22 protein-coding genes are annotated in these 25218 nt (G+C 37.9%); 6 read left to right on the top strand and 16 right to left on the bottom strand.

The window, feature by feature from the left end; all coding sequences use genetic code 11:
* The first annotated feature begins 92 nt into the window (after nt 1-92).
* Nucleotides 93-1535: a cytochrome c oxidase accessory protein CcoG gene (gene ccoG / locus QF044_RS03390; RefSeq protein WP_307263650.1), complete on the top strand. Its 1443-nt coding sequence runs from the start codon at nt 93-95 to the stop codon at nt 1533-1535.
* 109 nt (nt 1536-1644) lie between these two features.
* Here the strand turns inward: ccoG and QF044_RS03385 are convergent, their stop codons facing one another.
* Nucleotides 1645-2526 carry a helix-turn-helix transcriptional regulator gene (locus tag QF044_RS03385; protein ID WP_307263648.1) on the bottom strand — a complete coding sequence of 294 codons (882 nt, stop codon included), beginning with the start codon at nt 2524-2526 and terminating at the stop codon, nt 1645-1647.
* Between the two features lie 270 nt (nt 2527-2796).
* Here QF044_RS03385 and QF044_RS03380 point away from each other — a divergent pair, with 270 nt between their 5' ends.
* The gene (locus tag QF044_RS03380) at nt 2797-3141 is read left to right on the top strand and encodes a MerR family transcriptional regulator (RefSeq protein WP_307263645.1); all 345 of its coding nucleotides are present in this window, start codon (nt 2797-2799) and stop codon (nt 3139-3141) included.
* A gap of 196 nt (nt 3142-3337) precedes the next feature.
* On the top strand, nt 3338-4612 hold the full coding sequence (locus QF044_RS03375) for a helix-hairpin-helix domain-containing protein (RefSeq protein WP_307263643.1): 1275 nt from the start codon (nt 3338-3340) through the stop codon (nt 4610-4612).
* Between the two features lie 74 nt (nt 4613-4686).
* On the opposite strand, the gene QF044_RS03370 is transcribed toward QF044_RS03375, so the two are convergent.
* The 7 genes from QF044_RS03370 to QF044_RS03340 form a co-directional block, all read right to left on the bottom strand.
* A complete protein-coding gene (locus tag QF044_RS03370; RefSeq protein ID WP_307263640.1) occupies nt 4687-5910 on the bottom strand; it encodes a hypothetical protein in 1224 nt (407 codons plus the stop codon).
* Between the two features lie 231 nt (nt 5911-6141).
* Complete coding sequence (gene rluF, locus QF044_RS03365; RefSeq protein WP_307263637.1) at nt 6142-6864, bottom strand: 23S rRNA pseudouridine(2604) synthase RluF; 723 nt, start codon at nt 6862-6864, stop codon at nt 6142-6144.
* 60 nt (nt 6865-6924) lie between these two features.
* Entirely contained in the window at nt 6925-7623 is a 699-nt protein-coding gene (gene truB, locus QF044_RS03360; RefSeq protein WP_307263635.1) for a tRNA pseudouridine(55) synthase TruB, read from the bottom strand.
* Nucleotides 7623-8072 carry a hypothetical protein gene (locus QF044_RS03355; protein WP_307263633.1) on the bottom strand — a complete coding sequence of 150 codons (450 nt, stop codon included), beginning with the start codon at nt 8070-8072 and terminating at the stop codon, nt 7623-7625. Before QF044_RS03355 ends, truB begins: the two co-directional genes overlap by 1 nt.
* Nucleotides 8073-8076: 4 nt before the next feature.
* Nucleotides 8077-8895, bottom strand: coding sequence for an undecaprenyl-diphosphate phosphatase (locus QF044_RS03350; RefSeq protein ID WP_307263630.1), 819 nt, complete (start codon nt 8893-8895; stop codon nt 8077-8079).
* Nucleotides 8896-8985: 90 nt separating this feature from the next.
* Nucleotides 8986-9282 (bottom strand): DUF3098 domain-containing protein, encoded by a 297-nt coding sequence (locus QF044_RS03345; RefSeq protein ID WP_307263628.1) that lies wholly within the window; start codon nt 9280-9282, stop codon nt 8986-8988.
* 2 nt (nt 9283-9284) lie between these two features.
* The gene (locus QF044_RS03340; RefSeq protein WP_307263625.1) at nt 9285-10184 is read right to left on the bottom strand and encodes an ABC transporter permease; all 900 of its coding nucleotides are present in this window, start codon (nt 10182-10184) and stop codon (nt 9285-9287) included.
* Between the two features lie 91 nt (nt 10185-10275).
* Here QF044_RS03340 and rsmA point away from each other — a divergent pair, with 91 nt between their 5' ends.
* Nucleotides 10276-11046, top strand: a complete 771-nt coding sequence (rsmA, locus tag QF044_RS03335) for a 16S rRNA (adenine(1518)-N(6)/adenine(1519)-N(6))-dimethyltransferase RsmA (protein ID WP_307263623.1) — start codon at nt 10276-10278, stop codon at nt 11044-11046.
* A gap of 70 nt (nt 11047-11116) precedes the next feature.
* On the opposite strand, the gene QF044_RS03330 is transcribed toward rsmA, so the two are convergent.
* The 8 genes from QF044_RS03330 to QF044_RS03295 all read right to left on the bottom strand — a co-directional run bounded on the left by QF044_RS03330 (nt 11117) and on the right by QF044_RS03295 (nt 23759).
* Entirely contained in the window at nt 11117-13483 is a 2367-nt protein-coding gene (locus QF044_RS03330; protein ID WP_307263620.1) for a choice-of-anchor L domain-containing protein, read from the bottom strand.
* A 116-nt stretch (nt 13484-13599) separates the two neighbouring features.
* Complete coding sequence (locus QF044_RS03325; protein WP_307263618.1) at nt 13600-17199, bottom strand: choice-of-anchor L domain-containing protein; 3600 nt, start codon at nt 17197-17199, stop codon at nt 13600-13602.
* Nucleotides 17200-17371: 172 nt separating this feature from the next.
* Nucleotides 17372-19729: a choice-of-anchor L domain-containing protein gene (locus QF044_RS03320; RefSeq protein ID WP_307263615.1), complete on the bottom strand. Its 2358-nt coding sequence runs from the start codon at nt 19727-19729 to the stop codon at nt 17372-17374.
* A gap of 203 nt (nt 19730-19932) precedes the next feature.
* On the bottom strand, nt 19933-20466 hold the full coding sequence (locus QF044_RS03315) for a DUF1003 domain-containing protein (RefSeq protein ID WP_307263613.1): 534 nt from the start codon (nt 20464-20466) through the stop codon (nt 19933-19935).
* Nucleotides 20467-20479: 13 nt separating this feature from the next.
* Complete coding sequence (locus QF044_RS03310) at nt 20480-21250, bottom strand: TIGR02757 family protein (protein WP_307263611.1); 771 nt, start codon at nt 21248-21250, stop codon at nt 20480-20482.
* A 7-nt stretch (nt 21251-21257) separates the two neighbouring features.
* Nucleotides 21258-22172 carry a ribonuclease Z gene (locus QF044_RS03305; RefSeq protein WP_307263609.1) on the bottom strand — a complete coding sequence of 305 codons (915 nt, stop codon included), beginning with the start codon at nt 22170-22172 and terminating at the stop codon, nt 21258-21260.
* 106 nt (nt 22173-22278) lie between these two features.
* Nucleotides 22279-22866, bottom strand: a complete 588-nt coding sequence (gene rdgB / locus QF044_RS03300) for an RdgB/HAM1 family non-canonical purine NTP pyrophosphatase (RefSeq protein ID WP_373462587.1) — start codon at nt 22864-22866, stop codon at nt 22279-22281.
* A 62-nt stretch (nt 22867-22928) separates the two neighbouring features.
* Nucleotides 22929-23759 (bottom strand): CPBP family intramembrane glutamic endopeptidase, encoded by an 831-nt coding sequence (locus QF044_RS03295; protein ID WP_307263607.1) that lies wholly within the window; start codon nt 23757-23759, stop codon nt 22929-22931.
* Between the two features lie 108 nt (nt 23760-23867).
* On the opposite strand from QF044_RS03295, the gene QF044_RS03290 reads away from it, so the two are divergent.
* Entirely contained in the window at nt 23868-24560 is a 693-nt protein-coding gene (locus QF044_RS03290) for a hypothetical protein (RefSeq protein ID WP_307263606.1), read from the top strand.
* Between the two features lie 10 nt (nt 24561-24570).
* Nucleotides 24571-25173 (top strand): hypothetical protein, encoded by a 603-nt coding sequence (locus QF044_RS03285; protein ID WP_307263604.1) that lies wholly within the window; start codon nt 24571-24573, stop codon nt 25171-25173.
* Nucleotides 25174-25218: the final 45 nt, after the last annotated feature.

The raw sequence follows: 25218 nt of genomic DNA, 5'->3' as shown, positions 1-25218 counted from the left end.
CTCTATTTTTTCTTTTTTAAACTGACTGAAAAGCAGCTTGATCCAGTCTCAAATATCACCTTAATACTTTTTAACTTAACAAAAGTACCGTAATGAGTGCAGAATCAGGCAGCAGCAAATTTGTAGAGATCGAAAATGATACGTTCAGAAATTCCGTGGGAACTATGGACGATTCCGGAAAAAGAAAATGGGTCTTTCCACGAAAACCAAAAGGAAAATACACAAACTACAGAAATTATGCGAGTTATATAATGCTTGCTATATTTTTCGGGCTTCCATTCGTTAAAATTAACGGTAATCCTTTTCTTCTGATTAATGTGATCGACAGAAAGTTTTTTATCCTCGGACAGCCTTTTTATCTTCAAGATTTCTTTATTCTTGCGTTGGGAGCAGTCACTTCTGTAATTTTCGTGATGCTTTTTACGGTGGTTTTCGGAAGGATATTCTGTGGTTGGTTTTGCCCGCAGACCCTTTTTATGGAAATGGTTTTCCGGAAAATTGAATACTGGATTGAAGGAGACCGGAATAAGCAAATGAAGCTGGACAGACAGGAATGGGATGCCGAAAAAATAAGAAAAAGACTATTGAAATGGTCTGTTTTTGCCTTAATTTCAATGATTATTGCTCATTTCATGTTTATGTATATCGTTGGCTATCAGGAGGTATTCCTGATTATGAGTGAAGGACCTCAGGAACATCCCCTGAAATTCATTACCATGATATTTTTCACTTTAGCCTTTTACTTTGTTTTTGCATGGCTTCGTGAGCAGGTGTGTACGTTGATATGCCCATACGGAAGGCTGCAGGGAGTATTGATCGATAAACAAACCATCAATGTTTATTATGATTTTAAAAGAGGAGAAAACCGCTCTAAATGGCGGAATAATGAAGACCGGAAAGCGTTAGGGAAAGGAGATTGTATTGACTGTCATCAGTGTGTAGTGGTGTGTCCTACAGGTATTGACATCAGAAACGGTCAGCAGCTGGAATGTGTGAACTGCACGGCCTGTATTGATGCCTGTGATGAAGTGATGGAGAAAGTAGGACTTCCAAAAGGACTGGTTCGCTATGCTACAGAAGCAGAAATTGAAAACCAGGAAACATTCAGATTTACCTCAAGAATGAAAGCGACAACGGTATTTCTTGCCCTGCTGATTGGCTTTTTAGGATTCTTAATGTATGACCGCGGATCTATGGAAGCCAAATTCATCAAGCCCGCCGGCTCTACATTCTTTATTAAAGACGGAAAAATCACCAATACTTTTATTTATACGCTGTTAAATAAATCCAACGAGAAAAAGATCCTGACGATTAAAGTAATGACTCCCGCCAATGCTGAGATCACTTATTTCGGTCCAAAAAAGATCATATTAAAAGGTGACGAGATTCTGAAAGGAAATATTAATATCACGTTCCCTGAAGAAGATATTAAGTTTTCCAAGCAGAACATGGTGATTGGCGTCTTTGATGAAAAAGGGGAGCTACTGGATTCATTTGATACGACGTTTGAAGGACCTTTTAAGCTTATGTTGTAAAGGAGAATCAAGAGACAAGAACCAAGAATCAAGATTTTAGATATCAGATGTGAGATGTGAGACAAGAGATATTGGGCTTCAATAACTTTCATCTTCTTTCTTTAAATTTTTAAACCTTATATTTTCTCATAAACTGAGTGGGAGTCATTCCGGAACTTTTCCGGAATACTCTTACAAAATAGGAATATTCTTCATACCCGAGCCTGAATGCAATTTCCACAAGACTTTCATCAAGGTACATCAGCATTCTTTTGGCTTCCAGTACTACTCTTTCGGTAATAACATCGGTTGCTGTTTTCTGAACAACGGTTTGAGCGATCCTGTTGAGGTGTTTTGGAGTCATTCCAAGCAAAGATGCGTAATACGAAATAGATTTTTGGGTGGTAAAATGCTGCTCGATCAGATTTTCAAAATCCTGGTAATGTTTAAAATAGGAAATACTGGCGGAAGAAGACCGGATATCGATATTTTTTGAAAATAACCTGGCAGTATTGATGAAAATCTGTGACATTAATGAAAGGATTAATCCTTCTTTCATCACATTCTGGATCTGATGCTCTTTACCAAGCTCCTGAAACAAACTGTTATTTTTTATGAACTCACCTGCATCCAGCTGCAATTTTCTGGGAAAAGAAACAGAACCGAAAAAAGGAAAATTCCGGAGCTTCTGACTTACATAATGCATTTCATAAAACTCCTGTGAACAGAAAAAAATATACCCATCAATATCGTGTGAAAGCTCCCAACTGTGAATCTGTCCGGGCGACAGAAAGAAAAGACTTCCCCTTGAAACTTCATATTTCTGAAAATCGATCTCATGGATACCTTTTCCTTTTGTGAAAAGAACAGCAGCATAAAAATCATGCCGGTGCGGTTTTTCTATATGACGGTGTCCTACAACCAAATGTTCTTTCATGGTATTGAAATAAAAATCTGAGGTGTTCCTGCCAGACTGGAAAAGTTCAATATGAAGAACAGAAATGGAATTCATTACTTGGGTAAAGAGATCGTAGTTATGGTATAAAAGTACTATAAAAAGAGAGAAAACGCAAACTTGCCTTTGTAAATAAGGTGTATCCCAAAAATAAAATTACAATAGGTAATCAAGAATTCTATGCCCTTATAATTTTTCGATGATGGATCCAAAAATCTAAAAAATCCAACAAATCTTCGTTATACAAAACATTTACAGAGATATTACCTTCACATATTTGCATCAGAGTTTAAAAAATTTTTATCTTTGGCTTTTAGGATTCATAAAATGAAGATAAATCTGCCCGATAAACTGTATTATTCAATAGGAGAAGTCGCCAAAGCATTTGACGTAAACACTTCACTAATACGTTATTGGGAACAGGAATTCCCAATCATTAAGCCTAAAAAGAATAAAAAAGGTAACCGCTATTTCACTCCTGAGGATATTAAAAACCTGCAGATGATCTACCATCTGGTAAAGGAAAAGGGATATACACTGGATGGAGCAAGGATTGCTTTAACCACCAACAGTAAAATTTCTGAAACAGTTACCATTATTGACCGTCTTGAATTTATCAAAGCTGAACTTCAGAAACTGAAATCTTCTCTTGCAGACAGGGATTCTGAATAATCATATTCCCATAAATAACGTCTTTAAAGAGATTTTTTATTTTAATAACAAATATTCACCGCTATTTCTTCAAATAATTCTATATAAACAGCATTTAAATGTAATTTAAAAATCATTTGAATGAATTTGTTGTATAAAAGGATCCATTCTGCTTTCCATCATTGCTTCGGTTTATTATTATTAATAAGTTTACCTTATGATGAGAAAAAACTATTACCAGAAACTGGCCTTTATGGGCATCTTATTGATTGGCCTATTGGCCTTTCAGAAGTATACAAGCCGGGGAAAAGAACGTTTCCCGGAAGTCAAATTTATTACGGAACATTCGGTTCCCATAAACCTGACTGATTTCGATCCTAATGTATTAGACAGTAAGCAATGGCAAAGCTTAGGATTTTCTGAAAAGCAAGCATCTACTATTCTTAATTATAAAAAAATGATCGGGGGACAGTTTATGTCCAAAGAGCAATTCAAAAAGTGTTATGCTGTTTCTCCAGAGAAATTCACAGCGCTTCAATCTTTTATAATGCTTCCGGAAGTCAGATCCAAATCCGGATTTGATAAATTTAAAAGCTATGAAAAGAAAGTGATTACGGTTTCCGGAAAATTTAACCCGGATCGGCTTTCTGCTGCTGAATGGATGAACATGGGTTTCACTGAAAAACAAGCGGAAGCTATTTTGAAATACAGGAATTATTTAGGCGGAAGCTTTGTCAGTAAGGAAAAGTTTAAAGAATGTTTTATTATTTCTTCGGAAACTTACAGCAGGCTTGAGCCTTATATCCTGCTCCCGGTAAAAACACCTGATAATTTTAGAAAGTCCGGCAATCAGTACGCCATAAAATCTACTGTTCAATACCATTCATTTGATCCCAATACTTTAGATCTGGATGGATGGAAAGGTTTAGGCTTTTCTGAAAAACAGGCGAATACAATTGTCAATTACAGAGATAGGAATCTCAGAGGAAGCTTCAAATCACTCGAAGATATAAAGAAATGTTTTGTTATTTCTCCTGAAAAGTTCCAAGAATTAAGTCCTTACATCAAACTTAATACGAGTACGAATCAGGTTCAAAAACAGGAAACTGATTTTTCAAAAATTGATTTAAATATGATCACATTCAAGCAGTTACTGGAATTTGGATTAGATGAGAAAAGTGCCGGATCGATGATCGGATTTAGAAAAAAACTGAGGGGTTTTGTCAATAAACAACAAATTCTAGACACCTACAATATTAATAAAGATTTGGTTCAAAAATTAATTTCTATTGCTCCGCTGGATGTTTCAAATGTTCCTAAATATACTTTGACAGACGCTCCTGAAGAATGGCTGAAAGATCATCCCTACTTCAAATATTCTGCTGATAAGATTATATTCTACCGGACTACCTACCATGATGATACGAAAATCCTGAAGCTTTTAAAATTAAAGCCTGAATATGAGGCAAGAATGAAATTATATTTAAAATAACAGAAAGTCATGCAGTAAAAACTACCCAAACATATATTTTGGATAATTTCTAATCTGAGACAGAGTTTCATATTTTAGTGATGCATGTAGCTGCTGGGACCATTGGTTCCTTCAATTGATTCAGGCAGTATTCCGTATTTGGCGCGTAAATCGATCGTACCTAACGTTTTCCCTGTCTCTATTTCAATGACACTAATGGTGCCGGAATTTAAGTTCGGAATATCCAACAGGTTATTTTGTACTGCTACCACTTCTTTTCCCTTTTTGGTTTTAAAGAAAACCATATGATGGGCGCCTTTATCTGCAGTAAGGGTTTTTAAAAGTTTTAATTGAGGAAGATTACTTATATCAAAGACCAAAACCTTTCCAGGATCTGCAAAACTTACATAGAGCCTGCTGTTGTCATCAATGTACATTTCGAGGGTCCAGCCTAATCCTTGTGTACTTCCGTCAAATATTTTACTAAAGGCATCATATTTTTTAGTTGTGGCATTGTATGGAGCAATCCAGATATCACCGCCTAGCATTGTTGTTGCAAGGGCATATTGCGGAAATTTACCGCGTAATAACAAAACCTCAACAGGACTGGACATGTCCGTTTGTGAGTCTGCTACCAGATAGGTCTCTTTTAATTCATAGGTATTTAGATCTAATAAAGTACAAGTGTTTCCCATGCCGGTAGTAAGATCCGGGTGAATGGTTGAGGTAACCATCATCAATCCTTTTTCCTCATTAACAGAAATGCCATGCGGGTACATAATAAATTGATTTGGATTGGTTTGAATCGGCGCTTTAATAGTTTTGATAAGCTGGTTGTTATTTGCATTAAAAACACCTATACTACCATCTTTTGGTCCTCCTGCCCCTCCCATAAAAGTCATAAAATATCTTCCGTCATTAGTAAAAAACAAATTTTCTCCTACCGTGTTCTCACCTGTATCAATAGGGGTTGCATTAACTAATACCGGCTGTCCGTTTTTGTCTTTTTCCGTTTTTATCTGATAAAGATAGCTTCCTCCCAAAGCAGTGGTGAATAGTTTGTTTGCGTTCTGATTATAATAAAGATGATGAGGCAGGACACCTACGCCTAATTCAAGTTTGCTGCTAATATGTCCAAAATTTGGGGCTTCAGGATCGAGTTCAATGACAGCTATCCCATCTGGGGATCCTTTCAGGCTTCTATAGTCAATGTAAAAAGAAGTATCGTGCGGGAGATCCGAATTATGATTATCGTTTTGGCAATTAGAAAATGCTATTAAAATAATAATAAAATAAAGTGGACTAAATTTTAAATTCATGGTTTTCAGGTTTTTAGTAGTTTCTATTATAAATATAATATATTTTCACTAATAAACCGAAAATATTACACCAATGTATGAATATTATAAAACAATATTTTAAATAATTTTTTATTACTTTATTCAGACGGATACTTGGAAATGGAAGTACTTATTTGTTTGATAAAGCAGATATAAAAAAGTAAGCAGGAAAATATTCCTGCTCAGTCTCTTATTATTAATTTTATAATCTTAATTGATTGTTTTGGTAGAATCAGAAAGGAGATGGTTAAGGGAGCTAAGTTCCTCTTCCGTAAGGTCACGCCATTTCCCAACCGGAATATCAAGCTTGATGTTCATGATACGGATACGTTTCAGTTTTTTTACTTCGTAGCCAAGATATTCACACATTCTGCGGATCTGTCTGTTTAGGCCCTGCGTAAGAATGATACGGAAAGTCATATCATCGATTCTTTCTACTTCACATTTCTTTGTAACGGTGTCCAGGATAGGAACTCCATTTCTCATTTTTTCAAGAAATTTGGGTGATAACGGTCTGTCAACACGTACAATATATTCCTTTTCATGGTTGTTTCTTGCCCGAAGGATCTTGTTTACAATATCACCATCGCTGGTCAGCAGGATCAGTCCTTCACTTGGCTTATCCAGCCTTCCGATTGGAAAAATTCTTTTTGGATGGCTGATATAGTCAATGATATTGTTTTTTTCGCGTTTGGTATCTGTGGTGCAGACAATCCCCAAAGGTTTATTAAAGGCGATATAAACAGGCTTTTCGTCCGTCTCACGGATTGGTTTTCCGTCTACTTCCACAACATCTTCATCGGAAACTTTTGTTCCCAGTTCAGGAATCTTTCCGTTAATCATTATTCTTCCTTCTTCCAAAAGTTTATCTGCGGCTCTCCTCGAACAGTAGCCTACTTCTGATAAATATTTATTGATACGTGTTTTTTCCATTAGTCTTCTCCGTAACCTGTATAATTTTCACTGCCAGTATCAGTAAAAATACGATTTTAATTATAAATTTTCAAATCTGTATTCATTCTCCAAAAAGTCAGCCGTTGCATTTTCAATAGTGTAATCACCAATCTTGGTACGTCTAAGCTGGGTCAGATAAGCTCCGACTCCCAGTTCCTGCCCAATGTCATGGGCCAGACTTCTGATGTATGTCCCTTTAGAACAGCCTACGGTAAAACTAACTAAAGGGAGCTCAATTTTAATATCCTGAAGATAGAAAATAGTGGTTTTTCTGGATTTCATTTCCACTTCCTCTCCGGCTCTTGCCAAATTATAAGCTCTTTGACCATCTATTTTTATGGCTGAATATACCGGTGGTTTCTGCTCTATTTCGCCAACGAATTTTTCAAGGGCTTCCCTGAGCTGATCGTCCGAAATGTGGGTAATGTCTTGTTGAAGGATTTCCGGCTTTTCGGTGTCATAGGATTCCGTCTGTACACCTATTTTAATCTCTGTCCAGTATTCTTTGGGAGCATCCTGAATCTCAGGAATTTTCTTGGTAAATTTTCCACAGCAGACAACAAGCAGTCCTGTTGCTCTTGGATCTAAAGTTCCGGCATGCCCTATTTTAAATTTCTTGGGAAGATTAAACTCTCTTTTGAGCTTATATTTCATTTTGTTGACCGCCTGGAAAGAAGTCCAGTCCAAAGGCTTATCCAATAAAAACACGTAGCCTGATTGCAGTTCTTCAGCTGTCATTATTCTAAAATTTCTGTGATACTTACTAAGCTTGGCAACTTATTGACTTTCTGTTTGCATTCAGGGCCATTTTCAACATTGATAAAACACTTTTTATCGCCTGTGAAATAATATATATTGTGAAATGGATATACAGAATTATTGGGTACAATGTTCACTGTGTAATGCTCAGGTAAATTAAATTTATAGCTGGTTTTACTAACGGCAGTAATTTTCTGCTGATAACATTTTCCTTCCTTATCATATTCTATAAATGCCTTATGATCCAGTTTTTCATCCGGTACCAGCTCTTTACAGATCACCAGGTCCCCGATTGGAACTTTTTCTTTTAATTCAACAAAAAACTCTATCCTTTCCTGTGTATTATTTTTTACAAACAATGTATGAGCAGGCGTACAGGAAATAATTAAGCTGGAAAAAGCTAATATAATTAAACTATTGATCTTCATATATTTATTTAAAGAAATAAAAATAGATCAACAGAGCAATACCAACAAAGATACGGTACCAACCCCAAGGTCTGAAACCATATTTATTGAGCACTCCGATGAATGCTTTGATCGCAATAAGCGCTACAATAAAGGCCACAATATTTCCCACTACAAAAATAATGATGTGATCCTGAGATGCCATGATCATTTCATATCCTTTCTGAGGATGAGCAGTTTCCTTACCCCATGTTTTCAGGAAAACAGAATATACTGTCACTGCCAGCATAGTAGGAACGGCCAGAAAGAATGAAAATTCTGCAGCCGCTTTTCTCGTAAGCCCTTGTGTCATTCCCCCGATAATGGAAGCTGCACTACGGCTCGTTCCCGGCATCATTGCCAGACACTGCCAAAAACCTATTGTAATGGCCTTTTTTATGGTAATTCCCTTTTCATCATCTATTCTTGGATTCTTGAACCATTGGTCTGCAAAAAGCAAAACTACCCCACCCAATACAAGAACTGAGGAAATAGCAATTTGATTCCCAAGAATGGCTTCTATCTTATCATCAAATAAATATCCTAAAACCAATGCAGGAACTACTGCAAAAGCAAGTTTATAATAAAACTGGAGATTTTTCAGATCAAAGAATTTTTTCCAGTACGCTACCACAACGGAAAGTATAGCTCCAAACTGGATGGATACCTGAAACATTTTCAGAAATTCATCATCCTGCATTCCCATCAGGCTTGCTGTGAAACCCATATGTGCTGTGGACGAAATAGGAAGGTACTCTGTAAGTCCTTCGATAATCGCAATAATGATTGCCTTAAATAGATCCATAATATATTGATGATTAAATGATGAAGAGATCGTGAAATTTAGAAAACGTCTAAATCCCTCAATCTCTTAATCTTTAAATAAAAGTTAGGTTTATTTTCTTTTTAAAATAGCATAAACTTCTATGACAAAGCCTATCACTACGAACAGAGGGGCAATTCTGATCCTGCGTACGGAAAAAATACCATCATTCCAGGAGTCGGGATCAAATTTACCATCTACTGTATTGGCATCCGGTCCCATCATCAGAAGAAATCCTACGATGATAAACGCAAGCCCTATCAGCATCCACTTAAAGTTCTGCTGTCCGAAATAAAAAGTGTTTTCCTGTTGTAATTCAGTGTCTTTTCCAAACTCTGAAGCGGAAAATTTATTTGTTTTTTTGCTCATTATTAAGAGTAATATAGATCGTCAACGTTTGATTTTAGGAATCTCCAAGTAGCGAAAATAGTACTTAAAACGGAAATAAAAATCCCCACTCCCAGCACTAAGATAACCAGCCAGAAATACTGATTGTTGTCCTGTACAAAGGCTGAACCTATCTGGTTTGTAAAGTAATACCATACTCCACCCAATGCCAGCAGACCCAATGCAGATCCAATAGCGCCTAAAACAATAGCTTCTATGATAAACGGCTTAAGGATAAATCTTCTTTTTGCCCCTACAAGCTGCATGGTTTTGATGATAAATCTTTTAGAGAATATTTTCAGCCTGATAGAGTTGTTGATAAGAACTACAGCCAATACAAGGAAAAGAATAGAAAACCCTAAGATCCATTTCAGAATTCTGCTCAGGTTATTATAAACATCCACCATCAAGGTACTGTCATTCTTAACGTCTACAATACCGGGAACGGATTTGATTATTTTAATCGCTCCATCTATTTTTGCAGGGTCTACATATTCCGGTTTTAAAGCCACTTCGATAGAGGAAGGGAAAATATTTTCTTCAAAAAGCGCATCACTATCTATCCCCATTGTTTTTTTGGCTTCTTTGGCAGCCATATCTCTTGAGATATAAGTCGCTTTTTTCACAGGAGCTAATGTCTGTACCTTTTTAAAAGTTTCTTCTTCTAGTTTTGCAATTTTTACGGAGTCTTTAGCATCATAATTTTCATCAAAATAAGCATTTACTACCAGTTGTTCTTTGATATAGTCAGAATATTTTTGGGCATTAATCAAAATAAGCCCCATTAGTCCTAACAAAAATAACACTAAGGCAATACTTATTACTACAGTAATATTGCTGGACCGAAGCCTTTTCTTATTAAATTCATCTACAGATTTAGCCATTAATATTAAAATTTTTGGCTAAAATAGAAAAAATCTTCCGAAATTTGGGACGAAATAAAGAAAATCATTGTTAATAAAATCATAAAAAACTTTGAGTGTAAAAGCAAAAAAACATCTTGGACAGCACTTTCTGACAGATGAAAACATCGCGAGAAAAATCGTGGAAGGTCTTAGCTATGAAGACTATAAAAATGTCATGGAAGTAGGTCCCGGAATGGGAGTCCTTACTAAATATCTGCTTGAAAAGGACCAAAACATCTACCTTGCAGAGATCGATACAGAATCTATTGAATACCTTAAAAAGAATTATTCAAAGGTCACAGAGGATACTTTTGTGGGAGATTTCCTGAAGCAGGATTTTAATTTTATCAATGGTGAACAAATCGCCATCATTGGTAACTTCCCATACAACATTTCTTCACAGATCCTTTTTAAGATCATTGATTACTATGGGCAGGTTCCTGAAATGGTGGGAATGTTTCAGAAAGAAGTTGCTGAAAGAACGGCAGCAGTACCAAGAACTAAAGATTACGGTATTCTTTCTGTGCTGATCCAGGCGTACTATGATGTCTTTTACCTGTTTACGGTTCATGAAAATGTGTTTAATCCACCTCCGAAGGTGAAATCCGGAGTGATCAGGCTAACCCGAAATCCGAAAGAAGGCCTTGCCGGAAACGAGGTTCTTTTTAAGCAGATCGTAAAGGCTGGATTTAACCAGAGAAGAAAAAAACTTTCAAATTCCCTGAAGGTTCTGGAAATTCCCGACGCGTTGAAAACACACGAATTTTTAGACAAAAGAGCGGAAGAGCTAAGCGTGCTGGATTTTATCAGTTTTGCGAATCTGTGGAAAGAAAATAAGTAATCTTCTGTTTTCAAAAAATAAAAAAGCCTTTCAATTTGACTTGAAAGGCTTTTTATGTAGACTTTATCTATTATTCTCGGTTCTTCAGCATGATCCAGCCGGACCAGTTCATCTGAACTTTAGACTTAGGATATTCAAAATTGAATTTATACCAATAAGTCGCTGTTGAAAGCTTCTTGCCTGCTACAGTTCCGTCCCAGATAGGTTTTTCTTTGGAGAATCTGAACATTTCCACACCATATCTGTCAAATACGGATCCTGTAAAGTTTTTGAATCCAATAAGAGCTTTCAGATCCAGAACATCATTCACTCCGTCATCATTAGGCGTAATGATATTGTTGATCTGAAGGGTATAAAAATCAAAGGTTCCCACGCAATGAGTTCCTACTCTTCTCACTATAACCGTATAATTGGTATTGTTTAAAAGATTAGTGAAAACATTTGACTCCTGCCATGTGATCCCATCATCTAAGGAATATTCTAAGGTGCTTGGGGTATTATTCATTAGAGGGTTTTCAGCAATGATCGTGATTGTTTTTTTTGAACTTTCGTAATTAGCTGCTGTAACGAACGGAGTGGCCGCCCCTCCTACTTTGGCTGAGAAGATCTTTTTACAGAATCCGTTATCTACCTCTACGGTATAAATGCCCCAGCTATCTACTGTGATCGTTTGTGTAGTGGCTCCGGTACTCCATAAGTATTTATAATTCGGGCCTGCTCCTGCATCTAAAACTACACGGTCACCCAGACACATTTCTACATCTTTTAAAGGTGAAGTGATCTCCGGCGTAACTTCTACTCTTATTGTAGCAGGATTTAACGAACGGCAGCCTTTTGCTCCTACAGCATACACTGTAAAGGTTGTAGTTTGGTATAAGGTTGCGGTTTGGGTATTTCCGGTACCCGAGAAGTTCATCCATTGATAAGTTACTCCTCCTTCAGCAGTAAGGGTTACAGATTCTCCCGGACATATTTTTATTCTGGAAGATTTCAGACCTGCTACCGGTGTAGTTTCTTTCAACAGCTTTAATTCTACGAGTTTGCTACAGAATCCTCCGTTTGAAATTACCGTATAGAGGATCTGGCCATCGGTTCCGTTATAATTTAAAATATTCTGGATATTATTATTGTTTTGAGCTATTGCATCAGCCTGATTGACATAGAACTTAAATACAGCTCCCGGTGTCGGGCTCAGTGAAGGCATCGCATTGGTAAGGTCGAAAGTGGTAATATCCGGTGTAGAACAAAGCAACAGCGTCGCATCCTGTGCCTGCGGAGTTGTTCCTCCATGAATTTGTATTGTTGCTTTACCCGGACATGGATTCCCCGGAACACTTACTTCAATGGTATACGTTCCAGGCTGCACAGCTGTAATGGTGTTCGTAGTAGCACCTGTTACTGGAACTCCATTAAGGAACCATTGGTATAATAAGTTAGGATCACTTACAGAAGCTGTGATCACCTGTGGTACGTTATCACATACATTAATGTCAGAAGGTAATGTGGCTCCGCTTGGATCCAGAAGCTCTACACCAATATTAAATGATCCACCTTCTAAAAACACTGCGGAATCATAAACATGATCGGGGAAAGTATAAGGTGTATAATCTGCAATAACCATCTTAAAATGATATTCCTGGCCAGCAACTACAGTAGCGGTCGCAGTCAGGGGAATAGTTCTTCCCTCAAAGTTTGTTTCGATATTGGTTGTATTGTATCCTGCAAAATACTGTTCATTAACGGCTCCACAGCTTCCAGGTACCGCAGGGTGAATGTTCGTTACACTTACAGGTCCCGCACCTCCCGGAAGAATTGCCATATTTTGGTAGGGACCTCCGGATGTAGGTTTAAGTAGAATGGCAAAGGCATCTGCATAGTTACAAGGAAAAGACCCATAGTATTCTTCAGAGGCCAATATATAGTTAAATTTAATCTGACTGGTGGTAGGTACAAAATCAAATTCCAAAAGAACAGCATCAGCAAGTGTTCCGGTAGCTCCGATAGCCTGGGCAAGATCAGAATCTGTTCCTCCGCCATTGTCATCACCTAAGTTACCTTCAGGGCCATTACCTGCTCTTGCGGCTTTCCCGGTAGAAAGTATAATACCATCTTTAAAAGGAAAATTGGTAGTTCCTTTATTAAAATACCCCCAGGATCTGTCCGCATTTCCTACTGCGTGGTTAGGGGTGATTTTCACATTGGTTACCGCTGGTGTCACACAGGTATTCGTTCCTGAAGAGATCAGTACATCCTTTACGAGCTGTGTAATGGAGTAGCCGGATTCTACATACGGAGGAACATTAACGTCAATAAAGGCTCCTGCTTTATTGGTTCCTGAAACCGTTTCTTTGTGGGGAATTCTTGGCTTACCATTTTGTGAATATAAAAAAGTCGAGGTGACTAAAAAAAATAAAAAAAACAGTAGATTTCTTCTCATAATACTTTTAATACTTAGTTTCAACAAATTTAATTTATTTTCAAATATATGACATATTTTTTATCTTTTTTATAACGTAAAAAAAAATAACCTCCCAAATATGGAAGGTTTATTTATTAGTTTCTATTTTTTAACAATATCCAGCCCGACCGCTGCTCCAGCTTTTTACTGGCCGGGTTTTCCCACTGTACTTTATACCAATAGGTGCCTGTAGGAAGATTCATCCCTTTTAAAGAACCTTTCCATATAGCATCAGTTTTGGTCGCTTTGAACAATTCCGCTCCATATCGGTCAAAAACTGAAGCTGCAAAATTGTTGTAACCTCTGATTCCTGAGAAGTCTATGGTGTCATTTATTCCATCCGAATTAGGTGTAATAGCATTACTGATCACAAATGTGAAGTAATCTATTGATGTTCCACATTTTGCATCTTTCACCCTGACCATCACATGATAATTTGTATTATCTAAAACACTGTAGAATAGATTGGATGCCTGCCACGTAATCCCTCCATCTATAGAATATTCCAAAACGCCTCCTGTAGGATTGCTTGCACTAAGGGTAAGAACATGGTTGTCATAGGCAATATTGGTAAACTGTGGAAGATCCGGATTCATTAAGCTTGCAGAGAAGACCTTAGAACATACACCATTGCTTATGGTAACATTATAGGTTCCGGGAACATTGGTAGAAATGGTCTGTGTAGTAGCACCCGTATTCCAGATATAAGTGTAATCAGTGCCTGCACCTGCATCTAAAACACCAGTATCTCCAGCACATACGTAAACATCTTCCAATGTAGAAACAATAGCAGGAACAACCTTTATTTCTACCGTAGCAGGAGTGACCGAGCTACATCCATTTCCTCCAAGAGCATATACAGAATATATGGTCGTCGCTGTAGGCGAAACTACCTGAGTGTTCCCATTTCCGGTAAGGCCTACCCAGTTATAGGTAAATCCTCCTGTAGCTGTAAGTGTGACAGATTCTCCGGCACATATTTTTACTTTAGAAGCTGTTACCCCTGCAATTGGTGGTCCAACTAAAACAGTTACTGTCGCTGGAGTTGCTGAAACACATCCGTTAGCTCCTACCGCAAACACAGTATAAACGGTATCAGAAGTAGGAGAAACTACCTGAGTACTTCCGTTTCCGGTAAGGCCTGGCCAGTTATAAGTTACCCCGCCTGAAGCTGTCAGCGTTACAGACTCACCTACGCATATTCTGGGTTGAGATGAAGTTAATGTTGCCGTTGGCAGTGACGTGTTTTGAGTGACAGTAACACTTGCTGTATAGGTACAGGTTAGATTTCCTGGTTGTGATACATTGGAAACAGTAAGGGTATACGTTCCTCCTGCATTGACTACAGGATTAAGTGTATTTGCTCCTGAAACAATATTGCCACCTCCTGCTGCAGTCCACGCAATTGTAGATCCGGCAGGGACTACAGATGCCGAGGCATTTAATGTAGTCTGAGGAGTTGTACAGGTAATTTCCTGCGGTGCTGCTATGGTAAGCGTTGTTTCGGCAGTTCTTAATAGCTGTAAAGAAACCACATAATGACATCCGCCGTTTTTCACCAAAACATAAATGGTTTGATTTCCCGGTGGAGCATACGATGTGGGTATTGTAATAAAGTTGGCATTACCTGCCTGAGCGTCAGCCTGATTGATATAATAGGTAAAGGTAACCGCTCCACCTGCTGTAGTAATCTGACTTTGGGCAGTGGTAAGATCATAGGTAAGCCCCGGTGCATAGCATTTGTGCAGTACAGCATTCTGTACTGTTATTGGCTGCGAAACTTCAATAGTGATAGTTGCAGGATTCTGAGATACACATCCATTGGCTCCTACAGCAGTCACTGTATAAGTAGTATTTGCAGTAGGTGTTACTGTCTGTGTATTTCCGGTTCCCGGAAGGCCGGTCCAGTTGTAAGTAACTCCTCCGGATGCTGTTAAAGTAACTGATTCACCATTACATATCTGTATTTTACTGGCTGTAAGTCCTGTAACGGGAGGTGCACTGTCTCCGGTAACTGTTACGTTCCCCACTGCGGTACAGATAACACTTCCAGGCTGATAGGTATTGGATATCGTTAAAGTATAGGTTCCCGGTGCATTGATTACAGGATTTAATGTATTTCCTCCTGAAACAATATTTCCACCAGCAGTAGTCCAGTTGAATACAGATCCTGTAGGATATACAGAAGCTGAAGCATTTAATGTGGTCTGTGAGCTTACACATGTTAATGCTGCCGGTGGCGCAATAGTCACAGTCATTTGAGGCGCTTTTACCAGCTGAAGCTGAGCTACTTTCGAACAGAACCCGTTTTTCACCAAAACATAAACGGTTTGTCCTCCCGGGCTTGAGTAGGTAGCAGGGCTTGGAATTGTATTTCCATTTCCAGCAATGGCATCTGCCTGATTCACATAATAGGCAAAAGTTGCACCAACAGTTGTACTTATAGATGCTTGTGCTGAAGGTAAATTAAAGGTGGCATTCCCTGGTGCATAACACGCGGTAAGGGTGGCATTCTGTACGGTAGGGGAAGTTCCTCCTACTACGGTAATACTGGCTGTTCCCGGACAGCTGTTTCCCTGAATAAATACCTGAACACTGTATACTCCAGGCTGCGTAGCCGTATAGCTTGGCCCAGTTTGTCCGGGAATAGGGTTATTATTTAAAAACCATTGATACGTAACATTGGGAGCCTGCACGGAAGCGGTAAATGTCTGCGGTGTATTATCACACATATTGACAGAAGCTGGAAGCTGTACTCCAGCCGGATCCAGGATTTTCACCCCAATATCAAATGACCCTGCTTCAAGAAAAACGGCAGAATCAAAATTAGGATCTGAATAATCTGCCAAAACCATTTTGAAATGATAAGTCTGTCCAGGAGTCACCGTCGCTTTTGCTGTTAACGGAATCGTACGTCCGTCAAAATTTGTTTCAACCATTGGATTATTAGCCCCTGCAAAATAGGCTTCATTAGCAGGACCACATCCTGAACCTCCCGGAATCAGTGGGTGAATATTGGTCACACTCACGGGACCTGCTCCTCCCGGCAGTACTGCGAGATTAGTATAAGTAGGATCTGTTGATTTTTTCAGCAATAAAGCAAATCCATCTGAAATAGTACAAGCAAACTGATGGGAAGTATCATATTCTTTGGAGGCAAATAAGTATCTGAATGTTATTTCAGTAGAAGTGGGAACAAAATCAAATTCAATATAAGTAGCATCTCTTAATGACGCATTGTTGACATTTAAAGCAGTAGCCAGATCAACATCTCCCATTGACGGAAGGACATCACTCAGTGTACCCTGAAGATTGTTTCCGGCTTTCCGGGCATATCCGGTTGTAAGAACAATACCTTTGGCAAACGGGAAAGCGGTGGTTCCTTTATTGAAAAAACCCCAGCTTCGGTTGGCATCATTCACTGATAAATTGGGAGAAACATTGACGTTGCTTACATTGGAAGTGGAACACGCTCCACCGGATATCAATACATCTTTTACCAGCTGGGTAATGCTGAAATTAGACTCCGGATAGTTGGGTGTATTTACATCTATAAAAGCGCCTGCCTTCATAGAAGTTGGACTCGCTTTTTTTGCAGGTATTGCAGATCTGTCTATATTTTGAGCAAAAACAAAACTGCCTGTGAGTACAAAAAATAAAGCCAAAAATAAACTTCCAATCCTCCTATTTAACATTTTATAGTATTTTAAACAAAAATACTATTTTTTTTGATTAAAATTTAAATTAACATAATTTACATTATCATTAATACAAGTTTATTTATCTTAACATATAAACTCACTTTATACAAAAACAATAAAAAAGACTGGCAAAAATGCCAGTCTTTATACATATTAGATAAATAAATTATTCTAAGTTTTTAAGAAGGATCCATCCGGTTTTTACTGCCGGCTGTTTACTTGCCGGATCCTGATAGGTTACCTGATACCAATAAGATGCTGTAGGAAGGCGTTTCCCCTGGAAATACCCATCCCAGTAAGGCCTGGTTTTTCCAGCTTTGAAAACTTCTCTTCCATAGCGGTCAAAAACAAGTCCTTTAAAGTCTTTATAGCTGCTTACCCCGCTGAAATCAATAATATCATTAACGTTGTCTCCGTTAGGTGTGATCACATTCTTCATCACAAATGTAAAATATTCCAGGAATCCTACACAGCTGGTATTTTTCACTTTTACACGGATGGATATTACTGTATTTTTTGGAACATTAGAAAATACATTGGAAGCCTGCCATGTAAATCCGTTGTCTACTGAATACTCTAAAGTTCCATTACTTGGATTGCTGGCTGTAAGAACCATGGTTCCGTTATCGTTATACTCTACTTTTATAATCTCGGGAACTACTGCACGGATGACCTGGGTTCTGAATTCTTTGATACAAACTCCATTACTGATGATTACTATATATTCTCCCGGTGTGTCTACGCTAATAGCCTGGGTAGTTTCTCCTGTACTCCATTCATAAGTATATCCCGGTCCTGATCCGGCATCCAGAAGAATTGAATCTCCTTCACAGATCTGTCCGCCTTTCAATGAAGAAACAATGGCTGGAATAACATCAATGGTAATAGTAGCAGGCTGGAGAGATTTACATCCCTGCGCACCAATTGCATATACTGTATAAGTAGTAGTCTGAGTTGGACTTACGGTTCTCACCCCTCCTGTAGAAGAAGTATCTCCCCACTGATAAGTTACCCCACCGGATGCTGTTATTACAAGAGATTCTCCTTCGCAGATCCTCATTCTCGGTGCACTTAGTTGAGCTATTGGTGTTTCTTCTCTTTTCAACGTCAGAGTCACAATTTTACTACAGAACGCTCCATTTGAGACCAAAACATAGATAACTTGTCCGTCTGTACCATTGTAATTTGTCAGACCAGTAATAAAATTATTATTTTGAGCCTGCGCATCAGCCTGATTGGCATAGAAACGAAAAACCGCTCCCGGAGTTGTGCTTATCTGGGGTTTTGAATCTTCAAGATTAAAAGTACTGTTGGTTGGGGTGGCACAAAGCTTCAATGTTGCGTTTTGTGCCGCCGGTGAAGTTCCTCCAATAATGGTAATACTTGCTTTCTGGCATTCTGTACCGCCCACAAAGGTCTTTACCTCATATACGCCTGGTGAAGTAGCAATATATACTGCACTGGTTGCATTAGGAATTACCACTCCGTTTTTATACCATTTGTAGGTCATTCCCGGAACTGTGGTCACCATTGCTTTTAAAGTCTGTGGTGTATTATCACACATATTTAATGTATCCCCAAGAGGATTCCCGTTGCCATCCACGATCGTCATCCCGATATCAAAAGATCCTCCCTGCAGAAATACAGCAGAATCATAACCGTTATCTGAAGCATCCGCCAAAACCATTTTAAAATGATAAGTCTGGCCTGGAATTACGGTAGCAACCGCTGTCAGCGGTATGGTTCTTCCTATGAAATTAGTTTCTACATTCAATGTATTCAATCCCGCGAAGTACTGTTCATTATGAGTTTCCCCGTCACATCCTACTCCAAGCGGAATAATATTGGTAACACTTACAGGTCCGTCTCCGTTGGGCAGGACTGCTAAATTTTCATAGGTAGGATCGCCTACTTTTTTAAGCAGGAGCGCAAAACTATCAGCAAAATCACCACAAGGATATCCGCTGGTATATTCTTCTGAAGCAAATAAATAATTAAATTTCACCTGATTGCTGTTCGGAACAAAATCAAACTCTAAAGCCACCACATCTTTAAGGGTCACTGGCGGATTAACAGCTGCCACGAGATCAGGATCATTTATTCCCGCTCCGGGAACAACATCGCCTAAGGTGCCTTCCAATCCGTTTCCTGCTCTTCTTGCTTTACCGGAAACAAGAACCACTCCATCGGTAAAAGGAAAATTGGTCGTTCCCTTATGGAAGTATCCCCATGCTCTTTCTGTATCTGTTGCCAGCTGATTCGGGGAAATCGTTACATTGCTCACATTGGGGGCCGCACAGACCGATCCTCCTGAGATCAGCACATTTTTCACAATCTGCTCTATGGTAAAACTTGAAGGGGCATAAGTAGGTACATTAACGTCTATAAATGCTCCTGCCTTTTTACTCTGGGCAGTAAATTTTTCAGGCTGCAGCTTTCTGCCCGTTTTTTGAGAAAATACGGACATGGAAGCCAATAGAAACACGGTAACTAAAAAGTAATTATTCAGTCTATAATTGAACATTTTATTATTGTTTGTTCAAATGTAACAAAAATATCTATAAAAAACATTCCTTTTGAGCACTTAACCTTATTTTACCATTTACATTCATAAAAAATATATTTTATAATTACATATTCCATAAAATTAGTAGGATTTTAATTCAGGTATAGAAAAGCAAAAGACCGGCTTATGCCGGTCTGGTTATATTTTTTAATTAAGGATGCTTATTCGTCTTTTTTTAGAAGGTCTATTTCATTCTGAAGCTGGCTGATAATGTCTTTCAAAGCTTTGATCTCGTTTTTGTTGGAGCTTACGTTACTTTTCAGAATCACATTTTTAGCTCTCTCATTATGATCTTCATCATCTTCATCTTCATTGATCTCTTCAATATCTTCCTGGATGTCTTCAATGTCTTCATTGATCTCTTCAATATCCTCGCTAATCTCTTCAATATCTTCACTGATCTCCTCGATATCTTCCTGGATGTCTTCTATATCTTCCTGGATATCTTCAATTTTCTCATGGCTTTTATTAACGGACATTTGAATAAAAATAGCCAGATAAATAGCTTCCAGTGAAACTACTGTAGTAAGAATGAGAAGCATTTTATCAAACTCAACTATATGGAGCATCGGCAGAAGAAATGAAGTAATAAAAAATAAGGTATGAACAATAAGTGACGGAATAGAACCTACCCACCACGTAATACCGTTCGCTATTTTTTCTAAAACCTCTGTTTTTTCATTTTCTTTTTTCATCTTTTCCTGTTTTTTATAAGAGTTCTTTGGTGACTCCGAGACCAAATAAGGCAAAATCATATTTAGCCGGATCATCTTCATCAAATTTTCTAATTGCCAGATCAAGCTCTTCCACTGTCTTCCAGTCATTCTGTGTCCTTGAAACCAAACCAAGTTTTCTCGATATATTTCCTGTATGTACATCCAATGGAATAGATAGGTGTTTCTGATCTATATTTCCCCAAATACCAAAATCTACGCCATGTTTATCTTTCCGTACCATCCAGCGCAGGAACATAATAATCCGTTTGGAAGAAGAGTTCTTGTATGGTGAGCTTATATGCTTATGGCTTCTGTGTTTTTCGGTTTCCAGAAAGCTGTTTCTGAATCTTTCAATGGCATGCTGAAAATTGGTTTCCTGATCTTTTATCATAAATAAATTTTCAAGACTTTCATTTTCTTTATAGATCTTACTGAACTGCCTGATAAAATAAGCAAAATCCTCACCGTTAAAAGTTCGGTGTATACTTTTATTCTGAAGGATTTCCAGATCTTTTTCAGAATGGTTCAATACAAAATCATAAGGAGAGTTTCCCATGATATCAAGCATTTTGTCCGCTGATCTGATGATAGATTTCCGGTTTCCCCATGAGATTGTTGCCGCCAGAAATCCTGCAATCTCTATATCCTGCTTTAAGGTAAAACGGTGTGGGATCTGGATAGGATCATCCTGAATAAAATCCGGACTGTTGTACTGATCTGCTTTTTCGTTCAAAAAGCTTTTTAATTCTTCAAAATTAAGCATGCAAAGTTTAAAATTTTACGCTTTCCAGCGCTTTGGGAAGGAAGCTGTTGGGAAAAACATTCCTGGCTTCATCCGTAAATACGGTAAGATCTCCATATCTGTTTGAAAAATGTCCTAAAATCAGTTTTCCGACCTGGGCTTTCTGGGCTATTTGTGCTGCTTCCAGTGCTGTGGAATGCCCGGTATAATCAGCCATTTCTTTAAGGTCGTGCAGAAAAGTGGACTCATGATAGAGTACAGTCACGTTTTTAATGATCGGGATTACACTTTCGAGGTAGCGGGTATCACTGCAGAAAGCGTAGGAAACCGGAGGCGCAGGATCAAGGGTCAGTATTTCATTTTTTAGAACGTAGCCATCACTCAGCACCACATCTTTTCCTGCTTTTATATTATGATAATCGCAGGTTTCTATTTCGCTGTATTTGGCAATTTCCTGCATATTGAGATGCCTGTCTTTTGGTTTTTCTTTAAAAAGATAACCGTTACAGTATATTCTGTGATCAAGAGGAATAGTGTATACCTCTACCCTGCTGTCTTCGTAAATCTTTTCGGAATAATCTTTATCCAGCTCGTGGTAGATAACATCAAATCCACGGTGAGTTTCTGTGATCTTGAAAATGGTTTCGAGCATTTTCTTGATGCCTTTCGGGCCGTAAACATGGAGAGGATTGTCCCTTCCAAGAAGACGGAATGAAGCGATAAGTCCCGGTAGACCGAAACAATGGTCACCGTGTAAATGTGAAATAAAGATATGATTGATCTTTGAAAATCTCGCTTTTGCCTTTCTCAGCTGTACCTGGGTTCCTTCTCCACAATCAATAAGAAAATGTCTTTCTTCTATTTCCAGCAATTGGGCTGTAGGCGAAGAATTGATCGTCGGAATAGCTGAATTAAAGCCTAATATCGTTAAATAAGTACTCAAATCAATAGTTTATTATAACAAAGGTACGACAGAAAATCTAAACATATATTTTAGATTCAAATTTAAATTTGAAAAGTATCAACAGTATTTCTAACCTTTCCTGAGATTAATCTTTGACTTTCAGAAAATCTAAGAAAAGATCTAAAGCCTGTTTACGGTGGCTGATCTTGTTTTTATCTTCAGGATTCATTTCTGCAAAGGTTCTGTCATATCCTTGAGGAACGAAGATAGGATCATAGCCGAAACCTTTATGTCCTTTATTTTCAGTCAAAATGTTTCCGTGAGCTCTTCCTTCAAAATATCTCGGTCCATTTTGGTCATAATAGCATAAAACGGTAATAAAATAGGCTTTCCTGTTTTCTTCTTCTTTCAGTTCACCTAAAACTTTTTCTATGTTTTTAGCAAAATCATGATCTCCTGCATAGCGTGCGGAAAAAATTCCGGGTCTGCCATCCAAAGCTTCAACGACAAGGCCGCTATCGTCTCCTAAACTTGGAATTCCTGTTTTTTCAAAACAGTATTTTGCTTTGATCAGGGCATTGGCATTAAAAGAATCGCCATCTTCCACGATTTCTTCATGGATATTATAATCTGTAAGGCTTTTTACCGTAAACTCATTTCCCAGAATCTGCTGGATCTCTTCTTTTTTGTGAACGTTGTGTGTGGCAACCAATAATTCCATATCTATATTCATTTTTGCTCAATTGTTTTATCCGTATCTTTTGTTACGGTTAATTTTATTTCTGTCTGCTTTTTTTAAATTTCAGCGTAATGTACTTTATACTTTTTCATAAAAAGATAGTAGAACAAAGAAAAAAGTACAACTCCAATGGCCAGAATAATCCATTCCGAAATTTTGAACGCATCTGCGAAACTTTCGCTTTTGGTATAAGTAACCAGCATAGAAGAACAGAGGTTATTAAACCCATGCAACAGCATTGGCAACAGCAGCGATTTCGTTTTATAATATACCAGTCCCAATACACATCCCAGCAATACTGCTCCTACAAACTGCCATGGATTCCCATGTACAAGCCCGAAGATAATGGATGCATAAAAAATGGCTCTTTTTGGATCTACTCCTTTATTGATCAATCCTTTCTGGATAATTCCTCTGAAAATTATTTCCTCAAAAATAGGTGCTATGATTACGGTCATGATGATCATAATCACGGGTTCAAAGGTCAGCTGCTCCATAAGCTGTGAAAAAAATTCATAGTATTTCCCCCAAAATGGCCCTGTAGTTGGGATAAGAGAGGTGATAAATTCTGAAATAAACATCATCCCGATCATCAGGGGAAATATCAGGAGATAAGTATAAAAATTTGTTGTAGAAAAGTTGAAATTCAGTTTTTTTCCGGTAGTAGGTCTTACGATAAAAAAATCGAAAAAGGCAATAGCAGTGAGAAATCCTGCAGCATTCGTTACCATTAAAAACCAATCTTTAAGCTCAAGGTTTTCTTTAAAAGCAATTTTCCAGAAACTACCGAAAAAATGAACAGCCACTGTTCCTATAAATAATCCTGCCAGTAAAACAAGACCGCCGATCCATGTGAATGTAAACCTCGGATACCTGCTATTTTCCATACTTTTCCTCTAAAATTTTATAGAAACAAAGATAATTTTTTTGGAAGCCTTGGGCAACTAAAAAAGGAAATACTTATTTTCGCCTATCCATCCGAATCACTGTAAAAAATGAACTCTGAAAAGTCTTTCCCAAGTATAGAATCTAAAATCAGCCTGTTTCCAACGTTGATGCTCCAGGGATTGCTGTACGGTGTAATGCTTATGGGGTTTGGATTTCTCATTCTTCTTCCCGCTTATGGAATCTACAAAAGAGGAATTGAAGTGATGCTTATTCCGGTACTGATCTGTTTTCCGATAGGATTTGGTATTCTTATTCCTTCTGTAAAACATTATATTATCAAAAGAAATCCTGTAGCAAGCAAAATCATTATTAATGAAACGGGACTTCTTTACTGTAATTCAAAAGGTGAAATTGCAAGTAAAATCCTTTATTCCGATCTTATTGCTTCAGGCAAAGAGTTTGATGTTTTATCAGTTCTTCCACCGAGCAGTGGAGTTATGCCAATGCTTGAGGTTTTTACGGCATCAGAAAAAGAAGGCAGAGCAGCTTTACGGATTGAAATGAATCTTCCTCTGCATGTAGTCAGCGACCGTCTTATTTTATATGCTCATTTTCTTCAGGGGATCAGTATTTTCCGACCGGATCTGAAGATTGCCCCTCAGGTTTTTCAGAATTATTTTATTGATCCAAAAACATGGAAAGTAAACCGGAAAAGTGCCGGGTATCTATTTTTAATTCTTGTATCGGGTGTGCTACTTATCTGTGGACTTATATTATGGATAGTGATGACTTTTGCTTAAAATAATGGGGATGAAAGAGAAGTTTAACGTTGTGGAATCTGAAATTAACTGGCCGTTAACTTATTTAGGTGTCAGTCTGATATGGCTGGTAACAGTTTCAGTATTGGTAACGGTATTTTTTCTTTTTTATGAAATTCTTGACTACGGTTTTGCAGACTATCTGAATGATAAACCATCAGACTTCTTTATTCTTCTTTTTGCAGGGGTTTCGCTTATTGTATGCTGTGCTTTTTTAATTTTTCTGATGCTCAATTATAAAAAGAAGTATTTCCGTAAAACGATCATTAATGAGAAAGGAGCATCTGTTTACAATATAAAAAATGAAATCGTTGCTCAGACGTTATATGCTCAACTCTGTCATTCTAATGATGTCTACTTTCCGGACATCAGCCATACCATTCATAATCAGCCTAATTTCAGGATCGTTTTGAGGGTCTTTAAAAAGGATGAAAATAATACGGTTACGGAACAAAGTGTTGATTTTAATTACAACTATTTGAGCGTTAAAAATAAACGTGAGCTGTACCGTCATTTTCTGATTGGCATCCAAACTTTCCGCCCTGAACTTAAAATAGGACAACGTACGATGGAAAACTATCATCTGAAATCTTAAGTACAGCAAAAAATATCCGGCTAACTGAGTTCAGATCAAATAAGG

The sequence above is a fragment of the Chryseobacterium sp. W4I1 genome (genome assembly GCF_030816115.1).
Taxonomy (GTDB): Bacteria; Bacteroidota; Bacteroidia; order Flavobacteriales; family Weeksellaceae; genus Chryseobacterium.
The sequence above is the reverse complement of the archived record's forward strand: the minus strand, read 5'-3'. Positions and strand labels throughout refer to the sequence as shown.